The sequence below is a fragment of the Gilliamella sp. LMG 34360 genome (assembly GCF_984568995.1).
In genome coordinates, this window is sequence record NZ_OZ474900.1 from 2569876 (window position 1) to 2583915 (window position 14040).

The following is a 14040-nucleotide window of genomic DNA, read 5'->3' on the forward strand; positions in this document are numbered from 1 at the left end:
AAAGAATTTAAAGTCTAAAACTTAGTAGTTTGATACTCAATTCATTTTAAAAAAATGTTTATAAAACTCACTAATTAACTTAGATTTTTTACCGATATATTAAGCAACATAAAATTATTGCTGCTTTCACCCAAAACAGCAATCAATTAATCCTAAAGGAAAAATATGAAACAAGAAGATCTTACTAAAGCTTTTAAAGAAATGCTTCTACAAGAAAAGTTTAGTTCTCAAATAAGCATTGTGCAAGCTTTACAAGAGCAAGGATTTGATAACATTAATCAATCCAAAGTTTCACGGATGTTAACCAAATTTGGCGCGGTTAGAACGCGCAACGCAAAATCAGAAATGGTCTATTGCTTGCCGGCTGAAATGAGTGTGCCAACGGCCAGTAGTCCATTAAAAAATTTGGTTGTTGATATTGATTATAATAGCTCAATGGTAGTCATTCGTACCAGTCCAGGAGCTGCTCAACTTATCGCTCGCTTACTTGATTCAATTGGTAAATCAGAAGGCATTTTAGGTTCAATTGCAGGCGATGATACAATTTTTAGTACACCGACCAAATCTTGTACGGTCAAAAGTTTATATCAAACTATTATTCAACTATTTGAACAAGAATTATAACTATTGATATAGCAATTTAATATTTAATAAATAATTTTCCTATTTAACCTATTGACACATTTAGTAAAATCGTTAATTCTATATGGCACTTAAATTGTAACTTACGTTACGAGAACGAAGAGGCGCATTGCTCAGGTAGATTATTTTAGATACTGGAATCGGTGATAAATGATTGAGGGGATGCAATGCCGAGGTTTGATTGAGTATCCAGAAAGCAATCAAATCGACTGCAAGGGCTGAATCCCTTGGGTTGTCACCTTAACAGGTGGAGCGCTTCGCGGTTTGTACTTTTTAAATTATAACTGTAAATTGCACATACCCTCGCTCTAACTCTGTTAAAAATAAAATTTTTAATATGAGGAATCCATGGAAACATCATTTGTAATTGCTAAATTTGGTGGTACTAGTGTTGCTGATTATTCAGCAATGGTAAACAGTGCTAATATTGTTATTGCTAACCCTAGTGTAAAAGTTGTTGTATTATCCGCTTCTGCCGGTATTACGAACTTATTAGTTGCATTAGCTGAAGGCCGTGATGCGGAGGTTCGAGCTCAGCATTTAGCCAAAATTCAATCAATTCAATACAATATTTTAGAGCAACTCCCTGAAAACCCTACATTAAGAGCTGAAATTGATCGAATCATTGCAAATATAGCCTCTTTATCGGAAGCTGCAAGTTTAGCAACGTCACCAGCATTAACTGATGAGTTAGTCAGTCATGGTGAAATTATGTCTTCAAAACTTTTTGTTGAGATATTAAGAGAAAAACAAAAAAGTGCCGTATGGTTTGATGTACGTAAAGTTATGCGTACTGATGATAAATTTGGTAAAGCTCAACCTAAAATTGAAGAAATCAAACAACTTTGCTGTGCACATTTAAAATCTTTAAATACTAATGCGCTAATTGTTACTCAAGGTTTTATTGGCAGTGAAAGTACAGGTAAGACAACAACGTTGGGACGAGGCGGAAGTGATTATACAGCAGCGTTACTTGGTGAAGCATTAAATGCAACGCAAATAGACATTTGGACTGATGTTGCAGGGATTTATACCAATGACCCACGTATTACGCCAGCGGCAAAAAGAATTGATGAAATATCTTTCGCGGAAGCTGCAGAAATGGCAACGTTTGGAGCAAAAGTTTTACATCCAGCGACGTTGGTTCCAGCAGTACGAAGTAATATTCCTGTTTTTGTTGGTTCAAGCAAAGCTCCACAAGATGGTGGCACAATTGTTTATAACACGAATAGTATCACATCAAAATTACCTGTGTTTAGAGCGCTAGCATTACGACGCAAACAGACATTACTAACCTTAACCAGTTTAAATATGCTGCATGCTCAAGGGTTTCTTGCTAGAGTATTTACTATATTAGCTAAACATAATATATCCGTTGATTTAGTTACCACATCCGAAGTCAGTATCGCTTTAACGATTGATACTACAGGCACTTGCACTAATGGTAACAGTTTATTAACAAAAGAATTATTTGATGAACTTTCAACTCTTTGTCATGTAGATGTTGAGGAAGATTTAGCTCTTATTGCCATCATTGGCAATAATCTAACGACGACAAAAGGTATAGCAAAAGAAGTATTCGGCGTATTAGATGATTTTGTTATAAGACTTTGTTGTTATGGCGCAAGCACTCACAATCTATGTCTGTTATCAAAAAGTAATGATGCAGAAGCAATTATCAAAATTTTACATAAATCTATTTTTGAATAACAACTCATTCAAAGGGAGAATTAATCTCCCTTCGACTTAAATCAAAGTGATTATTTAAAAGAAGCATGTTAAAAGTTTGAAAACGCAATAAAAGACCTTAACTTTTGTTACAAATAATTATAGAATATTCATCAATTACTATATGAATACGCTTTTATGCACTCAATTCATATAGTCATTCTTTAGTCTTAGGATTAAATCTTCTATCTCCATTTTATGACTGTTATTTATTAATATTTTTAAATTTTGATTTATTAATTTTAATCAATATTGTTAAAGCTATTACATTAAATATCAACATTTCTTAGATTTTTAAACTGTGTTTGTAAACTAAATTTAACCTTAATCAAACAAAGGAAATTATCATGGGTATTTTAAGTTGGGCTATTCTAGGATTAATTGCCGGTTGGATTGCAAAGTTTTTTATGCCACTTGGACGCGTAGGAGTATTTAAAACGATTTTATTAGGAATTGCAGGCGCCATCGTTGGTGGATATATAAGTACATTCTTTGGTTGGGGCTCTGTGACAGGATTTAATTTCCCTAGCTTGTTTATCTCAGTCTTAGGTGCAATATTGCTTATTTATATCTACCGCCTAATGAAATAATACTTTGTTTTACACAAAATTGGCGGGGATTACCCGCCAATTATTTATTAAAAAGTAAATTGAGATTATAATCGACTAGATACTTTCAACCATTTATTTCTGTAAACTTTAAGTTATATTTTACATTTCTTAAAATCTTTAATGAAGCGCCATATACCCTAACAAAGAGTTATAATGAAGAATGAAAGTAAAGATGAAATGAAAAATAAGAACAAACCATCTGTTATAGTAATAGGCCACTTAAATATTAAGTGAGATACAAACACAACAATATTTAAAATAATAAAAGAAGTCCAATATAGTTTTCTTTTAAAAGTATCTTTTGACCCACCTAATTCCAAAAATCCTCTACCAATTTCTTCAATGATAGATTCTACAATGTTAACAATAAATTCGCCGGGCATATGATAAATTTATAATTACAGTACATAGAAGCATTATAATAAATAATTTCGCGATAACCATATTTTTGTTATATTATTTAACAAACTTCATTAAACTAAACCTAAAGATTGTAATGTTAAAAATATTCAATACATTAACTCGAGAAAAAGAAACCTTTAAATCAATTCATCCCAATAAAATTGGACTCTATGTTTGTGGTGTCACAATTTATGACCTTTGTCATATTGGTCATGGTCGCACCTTTGTCGCATTTGATGTTGTAACACGTTATTTGCGCTTTTTAGGTTATCAATTAACTTATGTGCGCAATATCACCGATGTGGATGACAAAATTATAAAACGTGCTCTAGAAAACGGTGAAACCTGTGAACAACTAACCGAACGTATGTTACAAGAGATGTATGCCGATTTTGATGCACTCAATATTAAGCGCCCTGATGTCGAACCTCGTGCTACGCAGCAAATGCCACAGATTATTCAATTAATAGAAGAATTAATTGCAAAAGATCATGCTTATATTGCCGATAATGGTGATGTAATGTTTTCAGTTGATAGCGATCAAAATTACGGTATTTTGTCGCGTCAAAATTTGGAGCAACTTCAGGCTGGAGCGCGCGTTGATGTGGTTGATGTTAAACGTAATCCAATGGACTTTGTACTTTGGAAGATGTCAAAACCTAACGAACCGAACTGGGATTCCCCATGGGGTAAAGGACGTCCAGGTTGGCATATTGAATGTTCTGCGATGAACAGTTTTCAACTAGGTAATCACTTTGATATTCATGGTGGGGGTTCAGATTTGATGTTTCCTCATCATGAAAATGAAATTGCTCAATCTACATGTGCCCATGATGGACAATATGTTAATTATTGGATGCATTCAGGGATGGTGATGATAGACCAAGAAAAGATGTCAAAATCACTTAATAATTTTTTCACTATTCGCGATGTATTAAAACACTATGACGCTGAAACTGTCCGTTACTTTTTACTATCGGGTCATTATCGTAGTCAGCTTAATTACAGCGAGGAAAATTTAAAACAAGCACGAATGGCTTTAGAACGCCTTTATACAGCACTTCGTGATACTGATGCAGATTATCCATATACGACAAAAGAGAGCGATTATTACCGTCAATTCTGTAATGCGATGAACGATGACTTCAATACTCCTGAAGCTTATTCAACCTTATTTGATTTAGCCCGAGAAATCAATAAAGCTAAAGCTGATAACGATATGTCATTTGCCAACGAATTAGCGGCTGAATTACGTTATTTAGCAGCCGTACTTGGTTTACTTGAACAAGATCCAATAAAATTCTTACAAGGTAATCAGCAAGATGACGCCGATGCAGAATTAATTGAAGCATTAATAAAACAACGTAATGAAGCTCGTGCTAACAAAAATTGGGCTCAAGCTGATGAAGCGCGTGATAAACTTAACGCAATGAATATTGTGTTGGAAGATGGAGCAAATGGTACAACTTGGCGGAAAAAAAGTTAATCCATTAAGTTAACCTTACCATAATCGGTTATTATTTAAAAATACCCACTCTTTTGTGGGTATTTATTTTCATGCCTAAAAATTATAACTTTTTATCAATCGACGTTAGAATACCACGTAAAATATTCAGTTCTTGTTGTTCAATACGTGCCCGAGTAAATAATCTTCGCAAACGCCCCATAATTTGACCTGGATGATTGGCATTGATAAATTCTGTTTGCAATAAAGTTTGCTCTAAATGCTGATAAAAACGCTCAACATCGATATCTTTAGGGTATTCGGATGTATGTGTATTTAAATTTGATTGCTCTGATTGATTATCCTGCAAGTTTAGCATTGACATGCGAATTTCATAACATAATACCTGTACTGACATAGCTAGATTCAGAGAACTGTACTGAGGATTAGCTGGAATACCAACATGAAAATGGCATTTTTGCAATTCATCATTGGTTAACCCCACTCGTTCACGACCAAAAACCAACGCAACTTGGGCATTAACAGCCTCACCAATGATTTTATCGCCGCACTCTTTGGGTGTTAAATTAGGCCATTGTAAAGTGCGAGGACGAGCACTAGTACCTATCACAAGTGAACAATCAGCGATTGCCTCTTCTAAAGATGAAAAAATTATTGCATTTTTAATAATATCACTAGCACCTGCCGCTAATGAAATTGATTGTGAATCAGGCTTTATCACTGGATTGACTAAGCAAAGATTGGATAAACCCATGGTTTTCATTGCTCTGGCGGCAGACCCCATATTACCCGTGTGGGATGTTTCAACCAAAACAATCTTAACATTATCTAAATAGCTCACATCTTCCTCATTAATAGATCTTATAAAATAAATAAAAATAGTAGTTACCTACAGTATATAGTAAAGCAAAGCAAAATGCAGGTTCATAGTCATATAGTCATAAAACACATGATTAATAAAATCTTTTTTTTAGATTTAAATCACAAAAACTCATGTTAATAGCAAAGTTCTTATTGACGAAATAAAAATAATTTGCCAATGTATTAAAGGAAGCTTAAAAAATCAACTTAGTTGTTTGAAATTATAAAGGAGGTCGATTATGGCTTTAAGTATTACCAGTAAACAAATGGATATTACCCCCGCAATTCGTAGTTATTTAGAAGATAAATTTTCGAAGTTGGATAAATGGAGAGCGCTGTTAATCAATCCTCATTTTATATTATCTAAAGAGCCCGATGGATTTATCATTGATGCAACAATTGCCACCAAAGGAGCGCCACTAGTCGCATCGGCAAAACATATTGACATGTATGCAGCTATTAACGATCTTATTGGTAAACTTGAAAAACAACTGAATAAAATTCAACATAAAGGTGAAGCTCGTCGAGCAACGGAAAGTATTAAAGGCGCAATTTTGGAAGAAGAAATCTAATAAATAAAAAGCTCTATTTTTTTAAAAGGTACTACTTTAAGTAGTACCTTTATTTGTAGCTTGCTATAATACCGTTAACCTTTTAAAAAAATCTAATAAAAATGAAAGTAGATCACTTATTACCTTTACGAGATAAAATTAACGAACTTGATATAACTCTTTTAGAACTGATTGCTAAACGTCGTGAGCTTTCGACACAAGTAATTAATACTAAAATTAAGGCAAATATACCCGTACGCGACATGGAACGTGAGCGTTCATTGATTAAATCACTAATTGAACACGGTAAAAAGTATCATCTCGATGATATTTTTATCAAACACTTATATCAAATAATTATCGAAGATTCTGTACTTTTACAACAAAAAATCCTACAAGAAAAAATAAATCATGGTTCTATTACGACCGCAAAAATTGCTTTTCTAGGACCCATAGGTTCTTATTCTCATTCAGCTGCTCGACGCTATGCTAGCGCCCATTTAGAACAGATAGTTGAATCAAGTTGTGCGACTTTTAAAGATGTTTTCGAACAAATAGAGAAAGGCATTGTTGATTATGGTGTTGTACCAATTGAAAACTCCAGTTCCGGATCCATTAACGAAGTTTATGATTTACTACAAAAAACGAATTTGCATATTATCGGAGAGTTATCACTACCGATTGATCACTGTATTTTGGCGCTGCCAAATACTCAATTAGATCAAATTGACACTGTATATAGTCACCCACAACCATTCCAACAATGTTCTCACTTTTTGGAAGGATATCCGCATTGGAAAATTGTCTTTTGCGATAGCACTTCATCAGCAATGGACATGGTTGCTAAGTCAAACAAGCCTAATTTTGCAGCTATGGGTAATAAAGATGGCGGTGAACTTTATGGATTACAAGTTCTTGAACATAGTTTTGCTAATCAAAAAGAGAATATCACTCGATTTATAGTGTTATCTCGTAAGCCAGTTCATGTATCTGATCAAATCCCAGCTAAAACCACAATATTAATGAAAACAGGTCAGCAAGCAGGTGCACTCGTTGATGCTCTTTCTGTGTTACGTAATCATAATATTGTCATGACTAAACTTGAATCTCGTCCAATTCATGGTACTCCATGGGAAGAGATGTTCTATATTGATCTACAAGGTAATCTTTATTCTGAAGAAATGCAAAACGCATTAAAACAGTTAGCAAAAATTACCTTATACACAAAAGTATTGGGTTGTTATCCAAGTGACACAATTACTGCTGTAATGTAATGCCTGTAACAATGCCCCCCTTTGCAAAGGCTGTATTAAAATGGTATGAACAATACGGCAGAAAAACGCTACCATGGCAGATTGAGAAAACGCCTTATCATGTGTGGTTATCAGAAGTAATGTTGCAACAAACACAAGTTGCAACTGTTATCCCCTACTTTAATCATTTTATTAAGCTATTTCCAAAAATAACGGATTTAGCAAAAGCACCTATTGATGATGTATTGCATCTTTGGACAGGGCTTGGTTATTATGCTCGTGCTCGTAACTTACACAAAGCAGCACAAGTTATTAATAATAAGTTTAATGGGCTATTTCCAACCAAATTTGATGAAGTTGTGGCTTTACCAGGAATTGGTCGTTCAACCGCTGGAGCAATTTTATCGCTTTCACAAAATCAACATTACCCAATTTTAGATGGTAATGTAAAACGTGTTTTAACTCGATATTTTGCTGTTGAAGGATGGCCAGGTAATAAAACAATCGAAAATAAACTTTGGCAACTAAGCGAACAAGTTACGCCTGAACAAAATATTGCTAAATTTAATCAAGCAATGATGGATATTGGGGCAATGGTTTGTACTCGTACAAAGCCTAAGTGCACACAGTGCCCATTGCATGAAGATTGTATTGCTTATAAAACAGAAAGTTGGCAAAAATATCCAACACCAAAACCTAAAACAACCAAGCCAGAAAAAACCGCTTATTTTTTAATGCTAGAATATAATCGTGCCATTTGGTTAGAAAAAAGACCACCAACAGGTATTTGGGGAGGCTTATATTGCCTACCAGAATTTTCAAGCGAACAAGAGCTAAAAGCGTGGTTAGAAAAAAAAGGAATAGTATCAACTGAACCTAAACCATTAAAATCGTTCAGACATACATTTAGCCATTTTCATTTAAATATTGTTCCAGTTTATTGTGTTATTACCAATTTCACAAAATGTTGGGATGAATCTTCTGGCTATTGGTATAAACTCGAATCAGATAATGCCAAAATTGGACTTGCTACACCCGTTTATAACTTACTAAAACAATCTGCTTAAAATTACTATCAAGCAGAAGCAATCTTATTTTTAATATATAATTCATCATTATTTTTTTGAAACATTTATTTTATGCAAAGCAAACAATCTCAAGGTTTATCCAGCTGGTTAGTTTTTTTAATGGCATTTGCTATTGGTGTAACTATTGCCAGCAATTATTATGCTCAACCACTACTACATTCAATTACTCATGATTTAAATATTGCAGTTGAGCACGCTGGCTCAATCATAATGGCAGCACAGTTTAGTTATGCTGTTGGTTTACTTTTTATCACACCTCTTGGTGATAAATTTGAGCGAAAACACTTAATTATTATTTTAATGGTATTATCCACCTGTGGGCTTATCGTTAGTGCTTTATCAAAAAATTTATGGATGCTAATAATAGGTACATCCATAACGGGGCTATTTTCAACCGTTGCACAAGTTTTAATTCCTTTTGCAGCTACCCTATCCAAACCGGAAAACCGTGGTAAAATCGTTGGCACTTTAATGAGTGGAATGTTACTTGGCATTTTACTGGGTAGAACTTTTGCTGGCGCTATTTCAACTATTGCCGATTGGCATTACGTATATTGGATTGCCACAAGTATCATGGCTATTGTTACCCTATTACTTTGGATTTCACTGCCTACTTACCGTAATACAATTAATATCAATTATTTTCAACTATTATGGTCAATTGGCTCATTATACAAACAAGAACCTATCCTTAGAATTCGTTCATTGTTAGCAGTTATATCATTTGCATTGTTTTCTTTATTATGGACACCACTTGCTTTTTTATTAAGTAATGATCCTTATCACTACTCAGACTTTATTATTGGTCTATTCGGAATTGCTGGGGCGGCGGGTGCATTGGGTTCGCCTATAGTAGGTAAATTATCAGACAAAGGTAAAGGTTGGCTTTCTACCACAATAGGATTAGGTTTATTGCTGTTATCGTGGTTACCACTTTCATTGGCGCAATACTCAATCATTGCATTAATTTTAGGTGTGGTTATATTAGATTTTTCAGTGCAAGTCACACATGTTTCAAATATGAGTGCAATTTACCAAATAAGGCCTGAAGCTCGTAGCAGAATGAATACAGGTTACATGGTCTGTTATTTTATTGGTGGAATGCTTGGCTCTGTTGGTTCAACCTATTTATTTAGTCATTATGGCTGGATAGCAATTGTGGCATCAGGAACAATATTGGGGTTGATGGGGATCATTTGTTGGCTATTTTATACTAAAACGTATAGTTAACCTGAAACTTTTTTACAAATGAATTGATAATTAAATTATCATTTAGTTTCTAACTTTAAGTACAAGTAATTTATTATTCCTTGAAAAAAATTATTAGGCGTTGAGGGGAAAGTAGAAATGATAACAAAAACTTCTTTTCAAATAAGTAAACAAATGACCAAAATATCACATTTTTTTAATTTAAGTGCTCTTACATTTTACTCATTGAAATTGATAAAAAATTCTAAACTCAATTGAATTAAAACATTAATATTTACTTTTACTGATGAATAAACTAACTTAATACTTTTATTAAGTTACCTAAGGAGTCATTTATGGCTAAAATCTCTTTTCTCAATACTCCCTTTAGTATCAAAAATTTATCACTAAAAAATCGCATCGTAATGCCCCCTATGTGCCAATATCAAGCTACCGATGGCATGCCTAATGATTGGCATTTTGTTCACTATGTATCTCGAGCAATTGGTGGGGTAGGCTTAATTATTGTTGAAATGACGAATGTAGCGCCTAATGGTCGTATTTCACCAAATTGTCTTGGGTTATGGAATGATGAGCAGCGTGATCAATTTAAACGAATTGTTGATGCTGTACATGCTCAAAATGGTAAAATTGCTATCCAAATTGCTCATGCAGGTCGAAAAGCTTTAGGAGCTTCAGATGTTGTCTCTTGTTCACCTATTCTTTATGATGGTTCCAACGAAGCTAATCCAAAATGGCAGTATCAAATGCCAAGAGAATTATCAAAAGATGAAATTATTGATATCATTCAAAAGTTTAAAGAATCAACAAAACGGGCAGTTGAAGCAGGTTTTGACGCCATAGAAATTCATGGCGCTCATGGGTATTTAATTCATCAATTCAGCTCACCAAAAACTAATCACAGAACCGATGAATACGGTCAAGATAAATTATTATTTGGTGAACAAGTTATACAAGCAGTTAAATCTGTAATGCCTAGCAATATGCCACTTATTATCCGTTTTTCTGCGCAAGAGTATAGTAAAAATGGCTATGATATAGAATATGGACGTAAAATAGCAAAACGTTTCGCTGATGCAGGCGCTGACATTTTGGATGTAAGTGGTGGTGGCGATGGGCAATTAGATCCAGCTCATACACCGCAGTTTCATGCTGGATATCAAGTATATTTGGCTCGTGCGATCAAACAAGCAATCAATTTACCTGTAATAGCTGTTGGTATGTTAGAAGATCCATACCTAGCAGATTATGTATTAAGTACTGGGGATGCTGACTTAGTGGCAATTGGACGAGGATTATTAAAAGACCCATATTGGGCGATACATGTACCCTCTTCACCATTTGTACCAACTTCTTATCAAGTTGCTTTCAAATAACTCAATTATTATTAAATCCTGTAAAAATTTTGCAGGATTTAAATATTTGGATTCGATTAAATATGCATTGCGTATTTAATAAGTTGTTTTTTCAAGGGTGAACAATTGTTTATAGCATTCATGCCCGCAGTTCTTAACATTTTTTTCAAAACGTTATCACCATTAAACATGTCTTGAATAGTTCGCATCGCAGTTAACATTACTAACGTATCTTTACGGCGAGTAAATTGGAAAGATTTTAAATTATCAGCAAGTCCTATATCTTTGTGTTTATCATGTAATTGCTTAATTGTCGAAACTAATAAAGCTGAATCTTGAAAACCTAAATTCACTCCTTGCCCTGCCAAAGGATGAATAGTATGTGCGGCATCACCAATAAGCACTGTTCGATGTTTAACGAATTGTTTGGCAAAACGCGCTTTTAGTGGAAAAACCATCCGTTGATTAATTAATTGGCATTTACCTACTTTATCGCCCGTTAATTTAAACAGTTTTTGGCAGAACTCTGATTCTGTAAGCGATGTTAAAGTTGTTGCTTGGTTAGGTTTAGTTGACCATACCAAGCAACTTTTATTTGCTTGCCAAAGAGGTAAAAAAGCAACAATACCATTTGGATAAAAAATTTGTTTAGCACAAGATTGGTGAGGATACTGAGTTTCAACGGTTGTAATTACTGCGTGATGAAGATAGTTACGTTCAAAAAGTGAAATTTTTTCATGTTTACGCAACCAAGAGTGTGCACCATCAGCGCCAATAATAAGTTTAGCTTGTAAAATAGTATTATCTGCCAAGGTTAAAAATGCATAATCATCATTATAGCAATTATCAATGGCAGCAAGATTATAAATGGTTATATTGTGATTTTCTTTAGCAAAGTGATACAAACAGTGAGAGATCAGATTATTTTCGATGATATAGCCTAGATTTGGATAACCATAATCTTTTGCGTGAGCTGAAAGATGTGCTATACCGTTTTTTTCCCATACACCTATTTCGGTAAAGTCTTGCACACGATGACTATTTAATAAATCATCCCAAATGCCTATTTGAGAAAAATACCTTTGGCTAGCACCATTAATTGCTGAAGCCCTTATGCCGATTTCATTTTGTAGAAAAGATTCATTATGATGAACCTTAGCATCTATAATCGCTATCTTCAAATCATATTGACTAAGTGCACAAGCTGTTGCTAGCCCAACTAAACCACCGCCAACGATTACAATATCAAAGTGAGTATCCATACTAATCAATCGTTACTTATTATCTTTCTTTAATTCAATTTCATCGTCATTCATCGCTTTTTTGAAGCTTTTTAATGCGAAACCAAGATCTGAACCTAAATTACGTAATTTTTTAGTACCAAATAATAGAACGACCACAGCAAGAAACACTAAAAGGTGTGGGATACTAAATGACATAATAAAATCCTCTTAATTAACTACTCTTATCTATTTAAACTTTATTCTTAGACGTAAGTTTTAACGGGATTTCATTATACTCTTTTTGTGAAAGGATTTCATAACTAGATTATGGATAAAAAAAAGACCTGTATAAAACTATACAGGCCAACATGAAATATAAGGAATATAAGGAAAGAAAACAATGAAAAATCCTTACCCTGCTTATTATCCATTTTTTTTCGCTTTAGTCAACGTTTTTATTTGTTTTTTTGTTTTATAAAAACGAATCGCTAAAAAAACGAACAAAATATTAAAAATCATGTCACTAAAATGGATTACCAATAAAATTCAGCTCATTCATTAATTAGATAAATATCAAAAAAAAGGAAAAAAAACGTTATTACTCATAAAAATAATATAAATATCGTGCAAAACTACAGATTTAAAGCGGAAAAAAACTATTCAAAAGTTTTTTTCTAAATACTGGTTCAAAAACCCAAAACCGTAAAAAAAAGGATTAATCGCGATATAACACGAATCAAAAACATTAAATCGAAGAAAAACACATTAAAACACACATTATTCCCAATACCGTGTATATAAAAGTTAAAAAATATGCACTATAATTACCATACGGATGAAAAAAAGAAAAACGAGACAGAAATGAATATGATCAAAAATAAAAATGTCAAAACCTTCAAAGACAGACTATATAATTCAATGCAAGGTTTATCTGTTTCTGCTTTTGCGAAGAAATGTGATATGTCAGAAACTGTTATCAGGGATTATTTATCAGGAAAAACCTATCCCTCACTTACTCGTCTAGAGGTAATTGCTGAGAAATGTAATGTTTCATTTAACTGGCTTGCCACGGGTTACAGACTTGAAGTATTTGACCCAAAAGACGATGACGATGATGTATATAATGAAAATATTTACCGTATTCCTGTTTATAAAAAACAATTACCAACCAAAGAAGAAGCACAATATCAACGCTATATTAGAGAAACACCACCTGTAATGAATTACCCAATTGTGGAAGGTTGGGCATCTCATCGTGGTTTAGATATAAAAAAATTAATTATCTATTGGGCAAAAGGTGATTTAATGTCTCCTGAAATTGAAAATAATAACGGACTTATTATAAACACGGATATAACGGAGATGGTTGATGGAGCAATATATTTAATCGAATATGAAAATTTTACCTTGTTAAGAAAAATACGCCTAACTTTGAGTAGTTGGATTTTAATATGTAATAATGAACAATATCCAACAATAGAAGTACCTAAAGCACATTTTGATAAGTACAATATAGTTGGTCGTGTTGTACAAATAATTAAAGACGTTTTTTAAACCAATAAATAGAAATCTACTGTTTTTCAATATATAATTGCTAAAGTGAGGAAATATTAACCAGACATATTCCTCACTATTTTTTTATGTTCATAAAT

Annotated in this window: 13 protein-coding genes and 1 riboswitch; of the genes, 10 read left to right on the forward strand and 3 right to left on the reverse strand. The window is 33.4% G+C overall.

The features are described from left to right. Positions 1 to 165: 165 nt before the first annotated feature. The 4 genes from argR to cysS all read left to right on the forward strand — a co-directional run bounded on the left by argR (position 166) and on the right by cysS (position 4869). A complete protein-coding gene (gene argR / locus AC5LW9_RS11530; RefSeq protein ID WP_039127302.1) occupies positions 166 to 624 on the forward strand; it encodes a transcriptional regulator ArgR in 459 nt (152 codons plus the stop codon). 109 nt (positions 625 to 733) lie between these two features. Beyond that, positions 734 to 908: riboswitch (Lysine riboswitch) on the forward strand. Between the two features lie 82 nt (positions 909 to 990). Continuing rightward, positions 991 to 2352, forward strand: coding sequence for a lysine-sensitive aspartokinase 3 (lysC, locus tag AC5LW9_RS11535; RefSeq protein WP_086327596.1), 1362 nt, complete (start codon positions 991 to 993; stop codon positions 2350 to 2352). Between the two features lie 365 nt (positions 2353 to 2717). Then, a complete protein-coding gene (locus AC5LW9_RS11540) occupies positions 2718 to 2960 on the forward strand; it encodes a GlsB/YeaQ/YmgE family stress response membrane protein (RefSeq protein ID WP_039127307.1) in 243 nt (80 codons plus the stop codon). A gap of 517 nt (positions 2961 to 3477) precedes the next feature. Continuing rightward, positions 3478 to 4869: a cysteine--tRNA ligase gene (gene cysS, locus AC5LW9_RS11545; RefSeq protein ID WP_493455930.1), complete on the forward strand. Its 1392-nt coding sequence runs from the start codon at positions 3478 to 3480 to the stop codon at positions 4867 to 4869. An 82-nt stretch (positions 4870 to 4951) separates the two neighbouring features. Here cysS and trmJ read toward each other — a convergent pair whose 3' ends face one another. Next, a complete protein-coding gene (gene trmJ, locus AC5LW9_RS11550) occupies positions 4952 to 5632 on the reverse strand; it encodes a tRNA (cytosine(32)/uridine(32)-2'-O)-methyltransferase TrmJ (RefSeq protein ID WP_493456622.1) in 681 nt (226 codons plus the stop codon). Between the two features lie 316 nt (positions 5633 to 5948). Here trmJ and raiA point away from each other — a divergent pair, with 316 nt between their 5' ends. From raiA to AC5LW9_RS11575, 5 genes are all read left to right on the forward strand, one after another. After that, entirely contained in the window at positions 5949 to 6281 is a 333-nt protein-coding gene (raiA, locus tag AC5LW9_RS11555) for a ribosome-associated translation inhibitor RaiA (protein ID WP_086326699.1), read from the forward strand. Positions 6282 to 6382: 101 nt separating this feature from the next. Next, positions 6383 to 7534, forward strand: a complete 1152-nt coding sequence (pheA, locus tag AC5LW9_RS11560; RefSeq protein ID WP_493455931.1) for a bifunctional chorismate mutase/prephenate dehydratase — start codon at positions 6383 to 6385, stop codon at positions 7532 to 7534. Between the two features lie 11 nt (positions 7535 to 7545). Continuing rightward, positions 7546 to 8580 carry an A/G-specific adenine glycosylase gene (gene mutY, locus AC5LW9_RS11565; protein ID WP_493455932.1) on the forward strand — a complete coding sequence of 345 codons (1035 nt, stop codon included), beginning with the start codon at positions 7546 to 7548 and terminating at the stop codon, positions 8578 to 8580. Between the two features lie 72 nt (positions 8581 to 8652). Beyond that, positions 8653 to 9831 (forward strand): MFS transporter, encoded by a 1179-nt coding sequence (locus AC5LW9_RS11570; protein WP_493455933.1) that lies wholly within the window; start codon positions 8653 to 8655, stop codon positions 9829 to 9831. Between the two features lie 314 nt (positions 9832 to 10145). Next, complete coding sequence (locus AC5LW9_RS11575; protein WP_198235718.1) at positions 10146 to 11186, forward strand: NADH:flavin oxidoreductase/NADH oxidase; 1041 nt, start codon at positions 10146 to 10148, stop codon at positions 11184 to 11186. A gap of 56 nt (positions 11187 to 11242) precedes the next feature. On the opposite strand, the gene AC5LW9_RS11580 is transcribed toward AC5LW9_RS11575, so the two are convergent. Both AC5LW9_RS11580 and tatA read right to left on the reverse strand, forming a co-directional pair. Beyond that, the gene (locus AC5LW9_RS11580) at positions 11243 to 12427 is read right to left on the reverse strand and encodes an FAD-dependent monooxygenase (protein WP_493455934.1); all 1185 of its coding nucleotides are present in this window, start codon (positions 12425 to 12427) and stop codon (positions 11243 to 11245) included. 12 nt (positions 12428 to 12439) lie between these two features. Next, positions 12440 to 12604 (reverse strand): twin-arginine translocase TatA/TatE family subunit, encoded by a 165-nt coding sequence (gene tatA / locus AC5LW9_RS11585; RefSeq protein ID WP_051516275.1) that lies wholly within the window; start codon positions 12602 to 12604, stop codon positions 12440 to 12442. Positions 12605 to 13249: 645 nt separating this feature from the next. Between tatA and AC5LW9_RS11590 the strand changes: the two genes are divergently transcribed. Continuing rightward, positions 13250 to 13942 carry a LexA family transcriptional regulator gene (locus tag AC5LW9_RS11590; RefSeq protein WP_493455935.1) on the forward strand — a complete coding sequence of 231 codons (693 nt, stop codon included), beginning with the start codon at positions 13250 to 13252 and terminating at the stop codon, positions 13940 to 13942. Positions 13943 to 14040 lie beyond the last annotated feature (98 nt).

Coding starts and splice junctions, on each gene's coding strand:
- argR (WP_039127302.1), top strand. CDS start 166: ATGAAACAAGAAGATCTTACTAAAGCTTTTAAAGAAATGCTTCTACAA.
- lysC (WP_086327596.1), top strand. CDS start 991: ATGGAAACATCATTTGTAATTGCTAAATTTGGTGGTACTAGTGTTGCT.
- AC5LW9_RS11540 (WP_039127307.1), top strand. CDS start 2,718: ATGGGTATTTTAAGTTGGGCTATTCTAGGATTAATTGCCGGTTGGATT.
- cysS (WP_493455930.1), top strand. CDS start 3,478: ATGTTAAAAATATTCAATACATTAACTCGAGAAAAAGAAACCTTTAAA.
- trmJ (WP_493456622.1), bottom strand. CDS start 5,632: ATGGGGTCTGCCGCCAGAGCAATGAAAACCATGGGTTTATCCAATCTT.
- raiA (WP_086326699.1), top strand. CDS start 5,949: ATGGCTTTAAGTATTACCAGTAAACAAATGGATATTACCCCCGCAATT.
- pheA (WP_493455931.1), top strand. CDS start 6,383: ATGAAAGTAGATCACTTATTACCTTTACGAGATAAAATTAACGAACTT.
- mutY (WP_493455932.1), top strand. CDS start 7,546: ATGCCCCCCTTTGCAAAGGCTGTATTAAAATGGTATGAACAATACGGC.
- AC5LW9_RS11570 (WP_493455933.1), top strand. CDS start 8,653: ATGCAAAGCAAACAATCTCAAGGTTTATCCAGCTGGTTAGTTTTTTTA.
- AC5LW9_RS11575 (WP_198235718.1), top strand. CDS start 10,146: ATGGCTAAAATCTCTTTTCTCAATACTCCCTTTAGTATCAAAAATTTA.
- AC5LW9_RS11580 (WP_493455934.1), bottom strand. CDS start 12,427: ATGGATACTCACTTTGATATTGTAATCGTTGGCGGTGGTTTAGTTGGG.
- tatA (WP_051516275.1), bottom strand. CDS start 12,604: ATGTCATTTAGTATCCCACACCTTTTAGTGTTTCTTGCTGTGGTCGTT.
- AC5LW9_RS11590 (WP_493455935.1), top strand. CDS start 13,250: ATGAATATGATCAAAAATAAAAATGTCAAAACCTTCAAAGACAGACTA.